The organism is Alphaproteobacteria bacterium, from assembly GCA_033762625.1.
Taxonomy (GTDB): domain Bacteria; phylum Pseudomonadota; class Alphaproteobacteria; order UBA9219; family RGZA01; genus RGZA01.
Genome location: JANRLI010000013.1, coordinates 1 through 19395, shown reverse-complemented (window position 1 = coordinate 19395; position 19395 = coordinate 1). Strand labels below are relative to the sequence as shown.

The following is a 19395-nucleotide window of genomic DNA, read 5'->3' as shown; positions in this document are numbered from 1 at the left end:
GACTGCGACGCTCGCATTAGGAAAACACAGCTAACAATTCTTGCGCTGCCCCTCGGTTGTCGCCATCACTAGAAATGAACCTTTGCACATCAAATTTTTTAATTTTTGCTGATTTATATGCACTACGAGTAAATGCAGTATTATGATTTGAAATAACGACCGTAACACCTTGGGCCTGCAACTCTTCGGCAATATCTGCGAGATCCTGCTGTTCTACTGGCCCGAACCCACTCTGAGTATAGGCCGTGAAATTTGAGGTTTTAGATAAGGGAACATAAGGAGGGTCGCAATATACAACATCACCACGTCTAGCTTTTCTCATAATCTCCTTAAAATCAGCACGAATGAATGTCGCGTTCTTACTTTTATCATAAAAATACAACATTTCATCATTAGGAAAGTAAGGGTTTGTATATTTACCAAAAGGTACATTGAACTTCCCTCTGGAATTATAACGACAAAGACCATTAAAGCAGTGCCTATTTAAATAAAGAAATAGCGCAGCTTTCAATTCTAAAACTGAAGTCTGGTTAAACCTCTCTCTCAACTCATAAAATCTTTCTTTAGTATTATTACTTTTAATAAAAAATTTTCTGCAATAATCAATGAAATCTTTGCCGTTTTCTTGTAGGTGTAGATAAATATTTATAATATCAGCGTTTGAATCAGAAATTAGATTATCGCGATAATCAGTATTCAAAAAAACGGCTGCCGAACCTGCAAACGGCTCGATCAGCCGCTTACCTGCTGGAAGCGCATCCTTAATTTTGCCTACAATACGGTACTTTCCGCCGGCCCATTTCAAAAATGGCTTCATAAGCTACCCCGTTGCGCGCCAAAAGATTCGATAACTCAGCATACTTAATTTTACTGCCTAGCAATAGCCATTTGACTTAAACCATACGGTTGCATCATGGATGGCTTCACGCGCCGGGCGGTGGGTATAACCCAGTTGCACTTCTGCTTTCTTGCTGCTGAAATACATTTTTTTTGCAGCCATTTTAAGCGCATCGACTGTCAGCATCGGCTCAATGCCTGTGATACGACCAATCGCCTGCATCGCATAAGCTACGGGAAACAAAGCATTGCGCGGCAATTTAATGCGCGGCGGCTTAAATCCTGCTTCCTTGGCAATCATTCCCAAAATCTGCTCCAGCGACAGATTTTCGCCGCCCAGAATATAACGCTGGCCAATTTTTCCTTTTTGGAAGGCAAGCAAATGGCCATTCGCCACATCATCCACATGGGCTATATTTAAACCCGTATCTAAATAGGCAGGAATTTTGCCGCGCACACTATCAACAATAATGCGGCCTGTTGGCGTTGGCTTAATATCGCGCTGCCCGATTGGGGTAGATGGATTGACGATTACAGCTGGAAGTTTTTGCTCAATAATCATTTTGCGAACAACATCTTCAGCCAAAAATTTGGAATGTTTATAAACGCCAATCATGTCGGCTTCGGTTACTGGCGTATCTTCATTGGCTGGCGTGCCATCTTTGTTACTCCCTAGGGTTGCAACCGAGCTGGTATAAACAATCCGCTTCACGCCGGCTTTCAGCGCGGCTTCCATCAGCATGCTGGTTCCAACCACATTCGCCTGATACATCTCCTTGGGGTTTGGAACCCAAATGCGGTAATCCGCCGCCACATGCAGCAAGCCTTCACAGCCTTTTACCGCGTGGATAAGTGACGCCTCATCCTCAAGGCTGCCTTCAACCAGTTCGGAATGCAGGTCTAATACGTTGCGGCGGTCACTGCCCGGGCGCACCAAGCAGCGCACGGTATAGCCGGCATTTAGAAAGTGCCGGGCCACGGCTGCGCCTACAAACCCCGTCGCACCTGTGATTAAAACCTTCATTCGTTAAACCTTTTGTCTTTTTGGCAGTTCATGGTTATATAGACTTATGGCCTCTAGATTGGAACAGATTTGTATTGAACGCGGTCTTAAGATGACCGAACAACGGCGCACCATTTGCCGTGTCCTGTCTGATTCGTCTGACCACCCCGACGTGGAACAAGTTTACCGCAGAGCCAGCGCGATTGATCCAAAAATTAGCATAGCAACCGTTTATCGCACCATGCGTCTTTTGGAAGAATCAAACGTGATCCGGAAGCATGATTTTGGCGATGGCCGCGCCCGTTTTGAAGAAAGCAGTGATGAACATCATGACCACCTGATGGATGTGAAATCAGGCGAAGTGATTGAATTCACCAACCAAGCCATTGAGCGCCTGCAAGAAGAAGTTGCCAAACAACTTGGGTACGAGCTCATCGGGCACAAGCTGGAATTGTACGGCGTTAAGATAAAAGACAAGAAATAATCGTTATTTAGCTTTGATTTCCACATGACGCGCCCTTGTAATTGAAAGGCGCTTGCGCTAGTTTCGCCCATTCCAAAGCCGTCACAATCGCCGTTGTAGCTTAGGGGTAGAGCAGGGCTTTCGTAAAGCCAAGGTCGGGGGTTCAATTCCCTCCAACGGCACCATTCCACTCGCATTTAAGCCGTCCCTCGTGCGCAATAGCAAACCCTTTAAACACAAACGCACAAGGTCGAGTTACAAGCCACGCGGAGCGCGCCGTAAAGGCCCCTCTTTTTTCAAAAGGCTTGGCGCAGTTATCAATGAAATTGGTCAACGCAAAAATCTTCTCAAGTTTACGTTGCTTGTTGCGATTTGGGGAACAGTGATTGGCGGCATCATTCTTGCCTACTTTGCATATGAAATTCCCGACATCCTGCGGCGCACTGATTTGAAACGCCATCCATCGGTGATTATCGAAGCACGTGATGGTACAGTGTTTGACCGCTATGGCGAATATCATGGCGACACGTTGGCGATAAAAGATTTACCGCCTTATCTTGTACAAGCATTTTTGGCGATTGAAGACCGGCGCTTTTATGAACATGGCGGCGTGGATGTATGGGGCATTTTACGAGCCAGCTTCAGCAATCTGCTTGCAGGCCATTTGGTGCAGGGTGGCTCCACCATTACACAGCAGCTTGCCAAAAACCTGTTTCTTGGTTCCCAACGCACCTTCCGGCGCAAAATTCAGGAAGTCATGATATCGCTGTGGCTCGAGAATAAACTCAGCAAAGATGATATTCTTGCCGCCTATTTAAACCGTATTTATCTGGGTTCGGGTGCTTATGGTGTTGATGCGGCCGCGCATTTATATTTCAATAAATCGGCGCGTGATGTAACGCTGCGTGAAGCTGCTATCCTCGCCTCCTTGCCTAAAGCCCCCTCACGTTATTCACCATTGAATAATCCCGAAGCAGCCGAAGCGCGCAGCCGCGTTGTAATTCAAGCCATGGTGGATGCCAAATTTCTGCTGCCGACACAAAAAATTGAAACGGTTACCCAAGCCCCGATACCTACGCAAAAACCAGGCGGTGGCGGTGATGGAAAATACTTTGTCGATTGGACGATGGACCAGCTTGGCGATCTGATTGACGAGCAGGATGAAGATGTGATTATCCGCACCACCCTTGATTTATCAATGCAACGCGAAGCCGAACGCCAGATTGATAATATCCTTGCAAGTAAGGGCAAGGAAGCAGCGGTTACTCAGGCGGCGCTGGTCAGCATCGGGCAAAATGGTGCAGTGCGTGCATTAGTAGGCGGGCGTGATTACGCACAAAGCAGCTATAACCGCGCAACGCAGGCCAAGCGCCAACCAGGTTCATCGTTTAAACCGATTGTCTATTTAGCTGCGCTTGAAAAAGGCATCGACAAAAATGAAAAGCTGCTCGATGCGCCGCTGAAAATCGGCAATTGGTCACCACAAAACTATACCGAAAATTATCGTGGCGAGATTAGCATGAAGGATGCGCTCGCCTACTCCATCAACACCGCCACAGTTCGTTTGGCAGAAAAAGTTGGCGCGGGGCGTATTCAAAAAATGGCTGGTACTTTGGGGATCAGCACACCGCTACACCGGGAGCTTAGCCTTGCGCTTGGCACCAATGAAGTAACCGTCATGGATATGACAACAGTTTATGCGGTATTGGCCCATGGTGGGCGCGCAATTATTCCCTATGCTATTGAAAAAATTACCACCAAATCCGGCACGGTGCTGTATGAACGCGATGCGCCGACCATGCCACAGCTGGTGGATAGCGATAATGTTGCAGCGCTTGATGATATGCTGCAAGCTTGCGTAAGCTATGGCACGGGAAAGAAGGCAGCACTATCCGTGCCCGTATCAGGCAAAACGGGCACTACGCAAGATTACAGGGACGCATGGTTTATTGGTTATACTGGCCGTATGACAACAGGGATTTGGATGGGTAACGACGACAATCAGGCGATGAATAAGGTAACGGGCGGCAGCCTGCCAGCGGAGCTTTGGCACGATTATATGAAAACCGCCTACACCCATGAAGAGCAGGACAACCAGCCCGCCTATACGAAAGAACAATCTGGCAGCTTCTCGCGCTTCCTCGATAATTTGTTCGAAAGCAGCAAGAAAATGAAGATTGAACAAGACTATCCACGAGATAAACGATAAGAGGTAGTTGTGGCTGTCTATACACGTATTACTGATCATGAATTATCCGAATTTGTAAACCGCTATGCGATTGGCAAAGTGATTGATGTAAAAGATATTTTATCCGGTGTGGAAAACAGCAATTTTTTCCTGACTACCGAAACCGGCAAATACATCCTCACCATCTATGAAAAGCGCACGCGCGAAGAAGATTTGCCGTTTTTTATCAATTTAATGCGCCATATTGCGGCCAAGGGTATTCCTTGTCCTGCGCCGATTACTGATAAAAAAGGCGCGGTTTTACAGCGTTTAGCAGGTAAGCCCGCAGCGCTCGTCAGTTTTTTAAATGGCAACGCAACCCATGCGGTTTCGGTCGAACACTGCCGTCAGGTGGGGGTTGCGCTGGCACAGATGCATATCGCCACAGCCGATTTCATGGAAAGCCGTGCGAACAATCTATCGCTGGAAGGCTGGGCAGGACTTATTACCCGTTGCCTTGAAAAGGGCGATACCGTGCAACCGGGCCTTACCCATAATCTGGTCAACGAATTGAAGTATCTTGTCGCGCACTGGCCCGATATGGGGACTATGCCCTACGGCGTTATTCATGCCGATTTGTTTCCGGATAATGTGTTCTTTGAAAAAGACAAACTATGCGGGTTGATTGATTTCTATTTCGCATGTTCTGATTTTCTTGCTTACGACCTTGCAGTTTCAATGAATGCATGGTGTTTTAATGATGCGCATCAATTTCAAGCGTTGCATGCGCAAGCGATGATGGATGGTTATCAATCCGTGCGCAAACTGGATGCACACGAGAAAAAAACAATGCCCGTGCTGCTGCGCGGCGCTTCATTACGCTTTCTCTTAACGCGCTTATATGACCTTTTGAACCATCCCAAAGGCGCATTAGTAAAACCAAAAGACCCGCTTGAATATGCAGCTAAACTCAAATACTTCCAGAGTTTTCCTTATGAATGCTGAGAAAAAGAAACAAAACCAAAAAAATCGCGTGATAATTTATACAGATGGTGCATGCAGCGGTAATCCCGGCCCTGGCGGCTGGGGCGCTATATTGCGCTATGGCGATAAGGAAAAAGAAATCAGTGGCGCAGAAGCAGAAACAACCAATAACCGCATGGAACTCATGGCCGCCATTATGGCGCTGGAATCCCTGAAACGACCCTGCAAGGTCGATTTATATACCGATAGCGAATATGTTCGCGGCGGCATAGAACAATGGATAAAAAAATGGAAGGCTGATGGCTGGAAAAAAAAAGGCGGCTTAAAAAATGCCGATCTTTGGCAACGGCTGGATGCCATCGCGGCCAAACATGACGTTAAAGTCCATTGGGTCAAAGGCCATAGCGGTCATCCTGAAAATGACCGCGCCGACGCATTGGCTACAAATGCAATAAGAGACCTGCTTTAAGCGATTTTCAGCATCGCTTCAGCGCTGGAAACTTCAAAGCTTCCTGGCTTTTCAACATTAACCGCTTTGACAACACCATTATCAATCAGCATTGCAAAACGCTGGCTGCGTTGGCCAAGGCCATAACCTGCGCCATCCATTTCCAAACCAAGCGCACGGGTCAACGTGCCATTCCCGTCAGGCAGCATGGTGACTTTGCCTTCGGCGCTGTTTGCTTTTGCCCATGCGTTCATCACGAACGGGTCATTCACAGCCATGCACACAACTTCTTGAATGCCTTTACTCTTGAATTCCTGAATATGGTTCACGTAGCCAGGAAGATGTTTGGCAGAACATGTTGGGGTAAACGCACCCGGTACCGAAAATAGAACCACCTTCTTGCCCTTCATTAGGCTTTCGGTGCTGACATCTTCAAGACCGTTAGTCGTGAGATGCTTCAAGGTCACGGATGGAAAGGTATCGCCAACTTTAATGGTCATGTTTATTGCTCCAAACGGGTAACAGGTGCATAGGATTTAGGCGTTTTGCCTAAATCGTGCAAGCCCCACCCTGCAACCCGCAGAAAACCTTGGCTAAAGCTTATAAGCCTGCCTTTTTAAGGCCATCCAGCACCGCTTCTTTGCTTAATAATTCTGGCAAAGGCATCCCTTGAGGCATAGCGGCACTATAAATGACATTAAATGGAATACCATAACGCATGAAACTTTTCAGATATGCGCCAATCGTTTCATCGCGCTTTGTCCAATCGGCAATCATCACTACAACCTTGGGGTCGGACAATATTTTTTGAACATCGGGAGTTTCCAACACGAGCTTGCGATTGACTTGACATGTCAAACACCAATCCGCTGTCACATCGACAAATACAATTTTGCCTTGCGATACCAGTTCGGGAATTCTCTTTTCATCAAATACTTCCCATTTTTCTTTCATGGCTTGGCTATGCGTCGTTGGCGCTTCCGGTGTTAATTGGTTGTATAACACATATCCAAGCCATAACGCGGTGATGGTTAGTAATACTCCCAAAAACTTGCGTACATTTTCCATCCACGCGCCGGGTTTTGGCAACCAGGTGGCACAATGCGGAAAAATAGCGATTAAAAGGAATGGCGCAGCCAGTCCAATACCCAGCGCGGCAAAGATGATAAGAATTTCAAATGCCCCGCCAGCCAGCGCAAAACCAACCGCCGTACCCAGAAATGGGGCGGTGCAAGGCGTTGCCAAAACGGTGGCAAAAGCGCCGGAAAAGAAGTCTTTTGTTAAACTTCCATGGCCATGCGTCCAGCTTAAACGGTCCGCCAAAAAACGCGGCAAGGGTATTTCATAAAAACCGAACAGATTGAGGGAAAAGAAAACCAATATCACAATCAGCACAGAAAGGAATATCGGGTTCTGGAATTGCACCCCCCACCCTACACTCATCCCAATATCTTTCAGCGCAATAATAATTCCTGCCATGACAAGAAATGAGAAAATAATACCCGCGCTAGTTGCAAGGAAGCTTAAGCGCACGCCCGATGGCGTACCGCCGCCATGCTTTATGAATGAAATGGATTTCAGCGCAATAACAGGCAATACGCATGGCATCAAATTCAAAATCAACCCACCCAGCAATGCGAATAATATCATTGCAACCAGATTTGGTTGTTCAGCGGCTGCGGCATGCGATACCACCGCCGGAGCTGAAATAGGCGCTGATGCCAGCGCCGCCCCGCTGTTAATCGCCAGCTTCTTCTCTACCGCTGCTTGATTGGTATTATCAATCAGCGTGAAGATCATTTCCTTACCGTTCAATTCCTTGGGCGCATCTTTGGTTAGCGTGACCGTAACGGTCTTGGTCTGCGCATCATGCTTTAAATCAGTATAAGGTAATGTGCTGCCATCCCCTACTTCGCCAACAATTTCAAGGTCTGAAGCGGGTTGTAGTGAATTGTATTGCAGCGCTAGCATGCGTGCGCCACTTGCCTCGTCCAGCTTGACAGACAAAATGCTTAGCCCCTGCCCATCATCTTTTTTGGGCACACGGGCCAGCGCGTCTTTGATCAACTTTGTCGCTTCATCATCTCCTGCCGACTGGAAATATCCGGCAAGCGGCAAATCAAATGTAAAATCTGCCGGTATACAAATATCGGAGCAAACCAGCAGGCTCAGCTTCGCCTTCAAATCTATATCAGCTGCCTGGTCTTTTTTTGTAATCTTGATGGGGAATACAACCTCCCCTTCATAGCCGTAGGTTTCCAAACCCTGCATCGCATAGCGATGTGGCCATGGAAACAGTAATTCTGCTTTTTCAAGATTGACCGCTTCTTTCCATTCGGGCGCTGGCGGAAAACCTGCATCACCCGGAGAACGCCAATAGGTATGCCAGTTCGGCTTTAATTTAACATGCAATCCAACATATAATGCGCCATCAGCAGAAGCCTTCGTTGATGCAATCAATCGCGCATCGGAGGATTCATGATGTTGCCATTCACTTGCCTGCGCTTGTGCATGGAGTGGCATAGCGGCTGTAAAAAGAAAAACAGCGCATAAAATTCGTAATAGCATTTGCATCGGGTATTCCCTTAAGTGGCGTAGTCGGCAGCTTATACCAAAATAATGCACAAATTGTGTTGCCGCCTGAATTACTTTAATTTAGGATTCGTAAAGATATTAGAAAGAGTTACAGCTTGAAAGCTACGCCCCTCACTGGTCAATTCCTTATTGCCATGCCCAACATGAACGACCCGCGTTTTTCGCACGCGGTCGTGTTTATCTGTACGCATAATGAAACCGGCGCGATGGGGCTTATTATCAATCGGCTTTATGGCGCGATTGATATGAAGGGCCTCTTGGAACAACTTACTATTCCAACGACAGAACAAACACCCGAATATCCGATTTATTTTGGTGGTCCTGTTGAAACAGGGCGCGGTTTTATTTTGCATAGCGATGATTATACGCTGGATGCTTCCATGCGGTTGGAAAACGATGTTGCGCTTACAGCGACCATCGATATTCTGCGCGCTATTGCAGAAAATCGTGGGCCTGCGCGTTGCCTTGTCAGCCTTGGTTATTCCGGTTGGGGTGCAGGGCAATTGGAACAGGAAATTCAGGCGGGCGGCTGGCTTACCGCGCCAGCAGATTTGGATATTTTGTTTGATACCGATAACGATACCAAATGGGAACGGGCCATCGCCAAATTGGGCTTTAGCCCATGGTTGCTGTCAACCGAAACAGGCCATGCCTAGTTTTTTTGGCCTAGTTTTTTAATTGCCGCATCACTTCATACATCGCAACCGCTGCTGCGTTTGATACGTTTAAACTACCCACCGGTGGCGCAGTTGGAAGCTTTGCAATTTCATCACAACTTTCAATAGTAAGGCGGCGCAGCCCCTCACCTTCCGCGCCCAGCACCAGCGCAACTTTGGCTGGCATTTTTATGTGGTGCAGTGCGCTTTTACCCGTTTCATCAAGGCCGATGCACCAATATCCGGCATTCTGTAACTTCTTGAGACTTTGCGAAAGATTACCCGTGCGAAAAATCGGCGTATGTTCCAATGCGCCTGACGCGGTTTTGGCAAGCACGCCTGTTTGTGATGCAGCGTTTCGTTCGGTAACCAACACTGCACCAATTCCAAATGCACAGGCCGAACGCAAAATTGCACCGACATTGTGCGGGTCGGTGACTTGATCTAACACCACGATGGCGGACGGAAGATTTTCTAGTTCTAGCAAATCTTCCAATTCCCTATCAGGCAGATTTTCTGCTTCCAATAAAATTCCCTGATGCACTGTGCCATTGGGTAATTGCTTGTCAATTGCACGCGGGTCGATTATTTCCGGCGATGGACGCTTCAGGTTCAGTTTTTTTGCCTGCGCGATGATGGGTTCAAACTGGCGAAGGCTTGTCTGGGTCAGAAGCAAACGATGGCAATTGCGCGAAGGGTTCAGCCAAGCCGCCGATGCGGCATGAAAGCCGAACATCTGCACGCCCCCGCCACGTTTATTACCACCGGGTTTATGGTCATTTCTGGCATGTTGCTGTCTGGAATTGCGCAAGCGACTTCACCTTTATAAGTAACAGTTTTGTTTAAGTTACTGAAAAAAGCGGCAATTTGCTACAATCCTTCTTGACCTATGCCAAAACAGCTTTTAAGCAATACGCCTTCAGGATGGGTGGCCGAGCGGTCAATGGCAACTGACTGTAAATCAGTCGACTCACGTCTACGTAGGTTCAAATCCTACCCCATCCACCATTTCCCTAAATTTTGTTTTAAAAGAACCTACGTCTTATATGTGGCGCACAAAGCGCGCCCAAGGGTTCAAATCCTACCCCATCCACCATTTCTCTTAAAATTTGATCTTAACGCCCAGCGCAAAGGTCTGGTCAAACATGGTGCTGACCGGAAGTCTCACATCATAGCTGATGAACCCGTCAACAATATCATCCAGCTTCACGCTAGCACTCGTTCCCAGTGACAATGTATTTTTTGCTGCCGCTACGCCTGATGCGCTAAATGCAACCCCGCGCGCCGTGCCGTTTGCCTTACGCGAAGCATCCAATGCTTCATAGCTGTATTTAATATGCGCTTCAGGCGTTACAAAATAACCTTCGATATCCTTCGTTGGAGCAACAGCAGTAAAACTCGTGAATAATTGGAGACTATCCGTATCATGCTCCGCAAAGGTTGCATTAAATGCGCCTGCGCCGCTTTCGCTAAAGGCGTCTTCGTATAAATGCGTGAAATGCAAACCTGCGCGCGGAGTTAATTTAAAGCCCGCTGCACGGAAGTCCTTGGAACCTTGGAAGGCACCAGAAAATTCATGGCCATGATGATTGCTGGTTGCATCGGTACCCGTTATGCCAACAAAGCGCTGATTATCGAACATGTGCAAGGCATAACCAGCCTGCCCATCAAGCGCAATTTCATCAAACACCATCTGACGGCCATATAATGCAACGCGCATCGTGTCGGCAGCGCCTTCACTCTTGGTTACTGTAAACCCGTCAACATCCGTGTGTTCATAACCACCTGCCGCGCCGATACGTAATGTTTTGGAAATCGCCTTATCTGCACCAAACATAAACCCACCGCTTTGGCTACTGTATCCCGTATTGGCGCTGGTGCTATCAACCGCACCCAGATTGCCATAGGCTTTAAACCAGCCGCCTTTATCTTTCATTACAGCGGGCAATGCCTTAGCAATATCATTTATGCCCGCCGCGTTTTCGGCGTTCACTAGCTGACTATTGCCGATACTGCTGAATGCCAACGCGGCTGTTTGGTCATTCGAATTATTCGTATTGCCGGAAAGCTGATCAAAAATCGTATTACCAGCGCGGATACTTGATTGAATAGCAGTTGAGGTTAAGCCCATAAAGCTTGTTGAATTGCTCGGCGTTGAGCTTACCGTAAATGCATTAACGCTAAAGCTGACTGATGTTGCGTCATAAAGTGTGGGTACTGCGGTTTGCAGTGTGACGATGCCTGCATCCGTAACTTGTGCTACTGTGATGGTTGCAAATTGCCCACTAACACCGCCGGCACCCGTTAGGAACGTGTAGGTTTTTGGTGTATAAACACCGGGTTCAAATATAATATTCAACCCGCCATTTACACTTGCTACGCCCTGAACATCCAATAACGACGATGCAGATGGTGATACGCTAACCGCCAGAGTAGCTGCGCTGGATTGGATATAATTACCCGTTATCGTCAGTGTGCCGATCGAACCACCGGGACTAATTGTTCCTCCATCATTCAAAACACTGCCATCAAACGTCCCGTGCCCTGCCAATGTGGCGTTTGGAAGAATAAACGCAACGCTCGAACTATCGCCAAGTGTTGCAGAAGAATGGGCATCATCACCGATTTTGAATGTACCACCACCAAGATACAGCACACCTCCAAATGACGATCCATCGCCATTATAGGTCAATGTGCCAGCACCATCTTTCCTTAATCCCCCGATACCATATATGGCTCCATTCAATGTCATATCGAATGACTGTGTATCAATAGTTCCAAAGGTGCATGGGCAACCTGTAATGATGTCATTTGCGATGACCATATTGTTAATACCCGCCCTTAAAAATGTGCCATCATTTAGCGCAACAAGACCAGTGCCAAGCGCCTGAGCATTTCTAAGTTCAATTGTGCCGCCATAAATACTTGTGCCGCCGGTGAAGGTATTCGCACCGGTAAGCACCAAGGTACCAACATTATCTTTTATGATAATACCGTCTCCAGTAATTGACGCATCGAGTGTGTAGCTATCAGTAAAATCGAAATCTATTCTGGAGCCAGACGTTGCCATGTGTATTTGGGCAGCCCTTATTATTCCGTGAGCACTAAGATCACCAACTTTTAATCTCCCGCTACCAACATCTCCAAGCACAATTGTACCTGCGCCATTGTCAATATTTAGCTCACCGCCATTTTCAACTGTGACAACACCACCCAGATCTTTGCCAACAATCAATGTGCGACCTGATAGCTTTGAACCTCCTCCGTTGACGATGATATGGCCTTGACCACTATTCGTTGAGATCACACCAGCATCAAATGTAACCACACTACCGTTAATAATATTAAGTGTAGAAATACCGCCTACACTGCCAATCGTCAGCGCACCACTTGCACTCAGCGTCGTGCTTAATAAATTAATTAGATTGCTATTCCCAAGGCGTAGCGACTGCATGTGCGCAGGAGCAGTAAGCGTAAGCACATAACCTGGCAGCCCTGCATCGACGATTGCATCATCCGACACGCTTGGTGTTCCGGCTGTCCAATTACCGTTATTGAACCAGTCAACATCACCATTACCGTTATTAAATGTTGTCGTGGCAGCAAACCCCGGCGACCCGCTAAACAGCAAAAACAGCGCAACAACAAAAATGACAGCTTTTTTGCTTTTCATTGAAATAGGGATTGGTGCAAGAGAATAGCGCGTGGTGCACGTACAGTATTGATAACCCATGAAATGCACAAGCCGTTTAGCTGAACACGTTATGAATGGCGGAATTCATACCAAAACCACAAAAAACGCCAACTATCGGCAAGCTGGATTGCTATTAATGTGCCGGTATTGCTTGTTTTTTTGATGCGCATTATGGTATCGGTTACGCACAATATTTTGCCCCTTGAACGGAGATTGCAATGATGAGTATCGGCAAAAGCTTCCTGATTGCTGTTTTTACGCTAGCCTTCTTTGGCATGGCGCACCCCGTGGTTGCGGAAAGCCCAGCATCCGTAAAAGTCGATGCAAAAATAGCTGTACCAGCAGATGTAAAAACACCAGCTATGGATGAAAAGCAACCCGCAGCAAAAACAGAACCTAAAACCGAAACGTCTAAGCCTGATGTAAAAGAATTACCCAAGCAGGATCCAAAGACGGTTGCGCCGCCTGCTGATGCAAACGCAGCAGTAAAGCCTGCGGAAAAAACCAAAGAGATGCTTGAAGCAGAAGAAAAAGCAAAGCAACTGAACATAAAAGCCCAGGCAAAGATTGATTTAAAAAATCTTCCCAAAAACCTAAGTTCTATTCTACCAAACGATAACGAGATTTTTGCTGTTGCAGTCGGTGAAACCAAACCCATTGCCGCCGCCCGCCAGCGCAAGTGCCTCCTTAAGGAAGCACCTAAATGGGAAGACACCAAGGCACGCTTACCCATCACCGACCTTGTTCAGTTTTCGGATGGCGGCGTCTATGAACGCGATAGCAGGCGCTGTGGTGGGGCTGTGCCTGCACGTGCCGTCTTCGCAACTGGCGCAAAAGTAGGCAGTGAACGTGTTGTTATTTTTGGCAGCACCATTACAGTTATTGTAAAACCAGCTGAAAAATAATATATGTTTGGTGGCCAGCGCCGACATAAGCGGGTGTAGCTCAATGGTAGAGCACTAGTTTTCCAAACTAGCTACGAGGGTTCGATTCCCTTCACCCGCTCCAATCTTCTGATCGATTGAAGCTCGAAGCGCTCTCCAACGAGGAGAGCCAATCCATGAAATTACCAATCATTACAAGCCTTTCCGGGAAAGGCCGCGCTATGCTTGGCGCGCACTGCCAGTGCGTCACTCCGGCAGAGCAAGCAAATCGTCTAACAAACTGTCTAACAAATCGTCTAACAAACCGCCGCCGCATGTCCGATTTTTTGACCCGCCGCAATGGTACTTGGTACTTCGTCCGCCGCGTCCCTTTGGAGTTCGCGTCGTTCGACGAGCGGGTCATCGTATGGCAATCGACGAAGGTAAAAGTGCAGGACGACCGCAATGGCCGTCGCGCCTCCCAGATAGCTGAGAAATTGAACGCCGATCTTGAGGCCTCCTGGCACGCTGCGTCCCTTGGTCAAACGTGGGAGACCACCGAGCGGTTTGAGACAGCCCGGCAGTGCGCGCGTGCCCTCGGCTATGACTATGTGGAAGGTGAACAGCTACTCCAATTTCCCATCGAACGACTACTAGAACGCCTTGAATCCTTAGTCAGCAAGGGTGTCGCCGACAAACCGGTCGCACGGGCAGCGGTGCTTGGGACAGAGAAGCGCCCGATCCCGATGCTTTCCAAGCTGTGCGAAGAGTTCGAGGCTCTTGTTGTGGACGAGACGAAGGGCCTTTCACCCGAACAACTGCGCATCTGGCGCACGTCTCGTGCGCGGTCGGTCAAACAATTTGTCAGTCGCGTCGGCGATAAACCGTTGACCCATGTCACCGAGGATGACGGGTTGGATTACGTCGAATGGTGGCGCAGCCGTATCGCCGCTGGCAACGCCGTCGCAAAGAGCGCCAATCGCGACATTGGCCAAATTAGCCGGATGTTGAAGGATGTGAGCGTCAGGCGGCGCCTCAAAATTCCGGAGATCTTTAAAGGGCTTCGCCTGCGCGGGGAGACAGAGAACGCCCGCGTGCCCTTCGAAACAAACTTCATCCAAAACATCTTGCTCGCAGAAGGAGCGCTAGATGGACTCAATGAGGAGGCTCGTAGCGTGATCTACGTTATGGCTGATACGGGGCTTCGGCCATCAGAGGTGGTCAACCTGACGTCGGCAACGATATGCCTGGACACGCCGATTCCACATGTGAAAATTCTGCCAGAAGGTCGGCGGTTGAAGACGGAGGATTCAGAGCGCGAAATACCGTTGGTTGGCGTGGCTCTCGCCGCACTGCGTCTGCATCCAGACGGCTTTCCGCGATACCGCGACAAATCATCGAGTCTATCAGCGACGCTCAACAAATATCTGACCGAGAATAAGCTGCGACCCACGCGGGGTCATACGGTCTATTCGCTGCGTCACAATTTCAAGGACAGGCTAATTGGCGCGGAAGCTCCCGACAGTCTCATCGATAGCTTGATGGGTCACAAAACCTACAAACCTAAGTACGGAAAAGGGCCGTCGCTGGAGCTCAAACTCAAATTCTTATCGGCAATCGCCTTCAATCCACCACTGCGGTTGTAGCTTGAGAGCAATCGGCGCGCGCGATCTTTGGTGGTCTCCGCACGTTGCAGCCGCTCAAGTTCGGCTTCAAACCGCTCGTACATCGGCACATGCGCGTCGCCATCCATTTCAATGAATGCTGCGAGCAACATCAGAGCACGTTCAATGCGCTCGATCATGTATGCTGTTTCGTCTTTCATGCGCGTTGGCCAGTTGCATTATTTGATAGCTTTGATGGCATGCTCTCAGAAAGAATGTTCCATTTCAATCCGTTGGCGCATTGGTTCGCGGAGTTTCCAAAACATCACCAGAGGATCGAACGTGCTTCGTCGTTTTCCCGGATATTACTAGGCTATATTTTTAGTCTTCATGTAAGGAGCACGTTCCCAACAAACGGCCTCAGATGATGGTGCTTGGCCAATGCACATCTCTATTGACCGTTACCCAATATATCTGTATATCTCGACATATGGACGATGAAGCAACCATATCGGCGCTCTCTGCTTTGGCGCAACCAACACGGCTCGCGGTATTCCGCTTGTTGATCAGTCACGAGCCCGGCGGATTGCCGGTCGGTGAAATCGCGCAAGCCCTCGATGTTCCGCACAACACGATGTCGACCCATCTCTCGATCTTAGCTCGCGCCGGTCTCGTGAAATTCACACGGCACAGCCGGTCCATCGTGTACCAGGCAAGCTTGGATCAGTTGCGCGGAGTGGTGACATTTCTTTTGAAGGATTGCTGCGGAGGTCGCCCCGAAATTTGCGCCCCGCTCATCGCCGAACTCAACCCCTGTTGTCAGCCCAAAGGAGGCTCCCGCCATGTCCGTGCAAAAAAGTGATCGCGTCTATAATGTTCTGTTTCTTTGCACCGGCAATTCGGCGCGTTCGATCCTGGCTGAATCAATCTTGCGCAAAGAAGGTGCTGGCCGGTTCCAAGCCTTCTCAGCAGGTAGCCAACCCAAAGGCGCGGTGAACCCTTTCGCACTCAAAGTTCTGAGCAGCTTTGGCTATCCAACCGATGGCATGTCCTCGAAAAGCTGGGATGTGTTTGCTGGACCAGAAGCGCCGCAGATGGATTTTGTCTTCACGGTCTGCGACGACGCTGCCGGCGAGGCCTGTCCCTATTGGCCAGGGCAGCCAATGACCGCGCATTGGGGCATTGAAGATCCCGCCGCCGTCGAGGGAACGGATATTCAGAAAGAGGCGGCGTTCGTCACAGCGTTTCGCTACATGAAAAATCGCATTCTCGCTTTCACCAATCTTCCCCTCAAATCGATCGACGAACTCTCTCTCAGATCGAGACTTCGCGAGATTGGACGATTGAACGGCGCGTCGATCCCCACACCGAAAGCGGGTTGAGATGGCCGACATCAAGAACCCCATCGACATCGTCATCTATCACAACCCGGATTGCGGCACCTCTCGCAATGTATTGGGTCTGATTCGTAACGCCGGCTTGGAGCCGCACATCATCGAATATCTGAAAACGCCGCCGAACCGCGAACTTTTGATCTCGCTCATCAAGCGCATGGGCGTTTCGGTTCGTAGTGTGCTGCGCGAAAAAGGCACGCCCTTTGCCGAGCTTGGGCTAGGCGACCCATCACTCTCCGACGATCAACTGCTAGATGCGATGATGGCACACCCTATCCTGATCAATCGTCCGGTTGTTGTCTCGCCGCTCGGTGTCAAATTGTGTCGCCCATCCGAAGCGGTCCTAGATTTATTGCCGACAGCGCAGCGCGGCGCGTTTCAAAAAGAAGATGGTGAGCGTGTCATAGACGAACATGGCCGCCGTGTGGGGAATAATGGAAACGTTTGATCGCAATCAAAGACTGGCCGCCGAGGCTTTGGGCACTGGCCTGCTTGTCGCAACCGTCGTCGGCTCCGGCATCATGGCCGCCAAGCTTGCGGGCGGCAATATCGCACTTGCCCTTCTCGGCAATACGCTTCCCACCGGCGCAATTCTTGTCGTGCTGATCACGGTGTTGGGGCCGATCTCCGGTGCCCATTTCAATCCAGCCGTCAGCCTCGTCATGGCGATGCGTGGCGATCTTAGTAAAGCAGAACTCGTTCCTTTCATCATTGCGCAAATTATCGGCGGCTGTTTGGGCACCATGGCCGCGCATGCCATGTTCGACCTGCCACTGCTCCAATTTTCAACGACGGCACGGACAGGACCATCCCAATGGTTTGCCGAGTTTGTTGCCGCGTTCGGATTGCTCGTCACCATCCTTGGTTGCGTGCGGTTCAAGCCAGACTTTGTCGCGGTCGCTGTTGGGCTCTATATCACCGCCGCCTATTGGTTCACCGCATCGACCTCGTTCGCAAATCCCGCAGTGACGATCGCACGCGCATTGACAGACACGTTTGCCGGCATAAATCCACTGCATGTCGCTTCATTTATAATTGCGCAGTTGCTCGGCGCATTGGCCGGATGGCGTCTGATGGCTTGGCTCATCGGCGATCTTTCGAAGCAATCCGACCGTGCCAGCGGCGAAGGAACGAAATCTGTGTGAATGTCGACACGGTGGCGATGGCGACCCTTTCAAACGAAAACACCCGCGAGCTAAAAGCTCGCGGGTGTGATAGAAACCTAGAAGTCATTTTATTGCTGGGGCGTAGGTTCTGCCGCACCATTCACTTGCCGTCTTCGCTGTTGTCGGCGCACCATACTTTCATCTGGCAATTCGGATGCGATGCTTGGAGAAGCGATGCTTCTATCAGTGTCACCGCGTAAGACAACCGCGAGAACCGTTTCCGGCGTCGCAAGCAGCAACTTGCTCTGATCATTGCCGTCTCGGTCACGCCACAAGAGCCGCGTCGCAAATGCCTTGCTCGGAGTGAACCCGTCCGCTGGCTCGAAGGTCTCGACACGGAAGCCGATGGAAGGGTTGGTCGCGATCTGATCCGCTTCCAACACCCGGAACCCATGCGCCTCGGCAAAGGTCTGCGGTGTCTGTTCGGTGAGGATGCTTTCGCGATTGATCATCACGATGCGCGACTTGTAGTCCCGGCTCGTCTGTAGTTTGGGATTGGTCGAGGGATCATAGGGTTCGACAAACGCGATGTGCTCGATGGGGATCAGTCGCTTGCCGATAGTAATGACGTTGTTCATGGTAGGCCTCCTTCGTTGAGTGATTGAAGTCGGCCTCATCCTGCTGCTGCGCCCTGCCTCCGTTCAATGAGGAGGTCCGTCAATGGATGGGAACGATTGTCGATTGGTTCGCTCAATCCCCAAACATCGACTTCCGGCCGCCCGGCCTGATCGTCTAAAGATCTTTGTCAAATCGCGTCGTTCGTAGACAGGTTGATTGCGATTACGGTGTGCCGCATCGAGACAGTGCCATTTCCGTTTACGCATTGACGTCATGCTGCATCGCCCTTGTGTGACTAAGGACCTTTCACCGCAATATATTGTGGTTGATGCGAGATGGCCCTGGCGTACAAAAGAGATTCCCAAACATTCCTACGCATCCGAATGAATAATAATACAGTACTTATTGAATAACAAAACTATACGCTTTATGAATCGAATAATCCATTCGATCTGTCCTTTTGAAACTCGTTTAGCGGTGAAAATGTGTCGATCGTTGACATCAACACTTATATATGAGGAGGCCCTATGATGAATGTTCTTGCGACACCCATACACTCGACCGCCCCAATGCTTGTCAATGAAGCTCTTGCCGACGACGTACTACGTGGTGCCGAAGCGATTGCCGATTTCCTATTTGGCGATGCTACGCAAAGGCGCAAAGTCTATCACCTTGCGGGGACCTCCCGCCTTCCCATCTTCCGGCTGGGTTCGGTTCTGTGCGCGCGCCGCACAGTGCTGCTTCACTGGATCAATCAGCAAGAACAACGCGGCTATCGCCCGCCGCATAAGGCTGCCTAGAAATCATCCCCCTGGAGCCACCGTCGCTCGCACGCCCAGACAGGCGAGCGACGCGTGGCGGATGGGGGTGAAACGTCAACCCCCAGGTGAACCCCAGCACCTCATTTTACAGAGCAAAAAAAACGTCAAAAGCACGGCAAAGCACCCAACCGAGCAGGTTATC

Annotated in this window: 19 protein-coding genes and 3 tRNA genes; 15 read left to right on the top strand and 7 right to left on the bottom strand. The window is 49.5% G+C overall.

Features of this window, described 5'->3' with window-relative positions; translation table 11 throughout:
* Positions 1–16: 16 nt before the first annotated feature.
* Together SFW65_07010 and SFW65_07005 are read right to left on the bottom strand one after the other, a co-directional pair.
* On the bottom strand, positions 17–817 hold the full coding sequence (locus SFW65_07010; protein MDX1922859.1) for a Dam family site-specific DNA-(adenine-N6)-methyltransferase: 801 nt from the start codon (positions 815–817) through the stop codon (positions 17–19).
* Between the two features lie 57 nt (positions 818–874).
* Positions 875–1861: an NAD-dependent epimerase/dehydratase family protein gene (locus tag SFW65_07005; protein MDX1922858.1), complete on the bottom strand. Its 987-nt coding sequence runs from the start codon at positions 1859–1861 to the stop codon at positions 875–877.
* Between the two features lie 46 nt (positions 1862–1907).
* On the opposite strand from SFW65_07005, the gene SFW65_07000 reads away from it, so the two are divergent.
* From SFW65_07000 to rnhA, 5 genes are all read left to right on the top strand, one after another.
* Positions 1908–2324 carry a Fur family transcriptional regulator gene (locus SFW65_07000; GenBank protein MDX1922857.1) on the top strand — a complete coding sequence of 139 codons (417 nt, stop codon included), beginning with the start codon at positions 1908–1910 and terminating at the stop codon, positions 2322–2324.
* Between the two features lie 89 nt (positions 2325–2413).
* Positions 2414–2488 (top strand) — tRNA-Thr (locus SFW65_06995).
* Positions 2489–2514: 26 nt separating this feature from the next.
* Positions 2515–4512, top strand: a complete 1998-nt coding sequence (locus SFW65_06990) for a PBP1A family penicillin-binding protein (GenBank protein ID MDX1922856.1) — start codon at positions 2515–2517, stop codon at positions 4510–4512.
* Between the two features lie 9 nt (positions 4513–4521).
* Entirely contained in the window at positions 4522–5475 is a 954-nt protein-coding gene (locus SFW65_06985; protein MDX1922855.1) for a homoserine kinase, read from the top strand.
* Positions 5465–5923, top strand: coding sequence for a ribonuclease HI (gene rnhA, locus SFW65_06980; protein ID MDX1922854.1), 459 nt, complete (start codon positions 5465–5467; stop codon positions 5921–5923). The genes SFW65_06985 and rnhA overlap by 11 nt, the downstream gene beginning before the upstream one ends.
* Here the strand turns inward: rnhA and SFW65_06975 are convergent.
* Together SFW65_06975 and SFW65_06970 are read right to left on the bottom strand one after the other, a co-directional pair.
* Positions 5920–6402 (bottom strand): peroxiredoxin, encoded by a 483-nt coding sequence (locus SFW65_06975; protein ID MDX1922853.1) that lies wholly within the window; start codon positions 6400–6402, stop codon positions 5920–5922. The genes rnhA and SFW65_06975 overlap by 4 nt on opposite strands.
* A 100-nt stretch (positions 6403–6502) precedes the next feature.
* Positions 6503–8425: a protein-disulfide reductase DsbD family protein gene (locus SFW65_06970; protein MDX1922852.1), complete on the bottom strand. Its 1923-nt coding sequence runs from the start codon at positions 8423–8425 to the stop codon at positions 6503–6505.
* A gap of 167 nt (positions 8426–8592) precedes the next feature.
* Here SFW65_06970 and SFW65_06965 point away from each other — a divergent pair, with 167 nt between their 5' ends.
* Positions 8593–9153, top strand: a complete 561-nt coding sequence (locus SFW65_06965; protein ID MDX1922851.1) for a YqgE/AlgH family protein — start codon at positions 8593–8595, stop codon at positions 9151–9153.
* Between the two features lie 10 nt (positions 9154–9163).
* Here SFW65_06965 and rlmB read toward each other — a convergent pair whose 3' ends face one another.
* Positions 9164–9964: a 23S rRNA (guanosine(2251)-2'-O)-methyltransferase RlmB gene (rlmB, locus tag SFW65_06960; protein MDX1922850.1), complete on the bottom strand. Its 801-nt coding sequence runs from the start codon at positions 9962–9964 to the stop codon at positions 9164–9166.
* Positions 9965–10075: 111 nt separating this feature from the next.
* Here rlmB and SFW65_06955 point away from each other — a divergent pair.
* Positions 10076–10161, top strand: a tRNA-Tyr gene (locus SFW65_06955).
* Between the two features lie 94 nt (positions 10162–10255).
* Here SFW65_06955 and SFW65_06950 read toward each other — a convergent pair.
* Positions 10256–12826 (bottom strand): autotransporter domain-containing protein, encoded by a 2571-nt coding sequence (locus SFW65_06950; protein MDX1922849.1) that lies wholly within the window; start codon positions 12824–12826, stop codon positions 10256–10258.
* A gap of 239 nt (positions 12827–13065) precedes the next feature.
* On the opposite strand from SFW65_06950, the gene SFW65_06945 reads away from it, so the two are divergent.
* The 7 genes from SFW65_06945 (at position 13066) to SFW65_06915 (ending at position 17853) form a co-directional block, all read left to right on the top strand.
* On the top strand, positions 13066–13752 hold the full coding sequence (locus tag SFW65_06945) for a hypothetical protein (GenBank protein MDX1922848.1): 687 nt from the start codon (positions 13066–13068) through the stop codon (positions 13750–13752).
* Between the two features lie 29 nt (positions 13753–13781).
* Positions 13782–13855: transfer RNA gene (locus tag SFW65_06940), tRNA-Gly, on the top strand.
* Between the two features lie 52 nt (positions 13856–13907).
* The gene (locus tag SFW65_06935) at positions 13908–15356 is read left to right on the top strand and encodes a tyrosine-type recombinase/integrase (protein MDX1922847.1); all 1449 of its coding nucleotides are present in this window, start codon (positions 13908–13910) and stop codon (positions 15354–15356) included.
* Positions 15357–15804: 448 nt separating this feature from the next.
* A complete protein-coding gene (locus SFW65_06930; protein ID MDX1922846.1) occupies positions 15805–16176 on the top strand; it encodes a metalloregulator ArsR/SmtB family transcription factor in 372 nt (123 codons plus the stop codon).
* Positions 16157–16696 (top strand): arsenate reductase ArsC, encoded by a 540-nt coding sequence (locus SFW65_06925; protein ID MDX1922845.1) that lies wholly within the window; start codon positions 16157–16159, stop codon positions 16694–16696. Before SFW65_06930 ends, SFW65_06925 begins: the two co-directional genes overlap by 20 nt.
* Position 16697: 1 nt before the next feature.
* The gene (arsC, locus tag SFW65_06920) at positions 16698–17156 is read left to right on the top strand and encodes an arsenate reductase (glutaredoxin) (GenBank protein ID MDX1922844.1); all 459 of its coding nucleotides are present in this window, start codon (positions 16698–16700) and stop codon (positions 17154–17156) included.
* A complete protein-coding gene (locus SFW65_06915; protein ID MDX1922843.1) occupies positions 17143–17853 on the top strand; it encodes an MIP/aquaporin family protein in 711 nt (236 codons plus the stop codon). The genes arsC and SFW65_06915 overlap by 14 nt, the downstream gene beginning before the upstream one ends.
* An 89-nt stretch (positions 17854–17942) precedes the next feature.
* On the opposite strand, the gene SFW65_06910 is transcribed toward SFW65_06915, so the two are convergent.
* Positions 17943–18452, bottom strand: a complete 510-nt coding sequence (locus SFW65_06910) for a hypothetical protein (protein MDX1922842.1) — start codon at positions 18450–18452, stop codon at positions 17943–17945.
* A 507-nt stretch (positions 18453–18959) separates the two neighbouring features.
* Between SFW65_06910 and SFW65_06905 the strand changes: the two genes are divergently transcribed.
* Positions 18960–19232, top strand: coding sequence for a DNA-binding protein (locus SFW65_06905; GenBank protein ID MDX1922841.1), 273 nt, complete (start codon positions 18960–18962; stop codon positions 19230–19232).
* Positions 19233–19395: the final 163 nt, after the last annotated feature.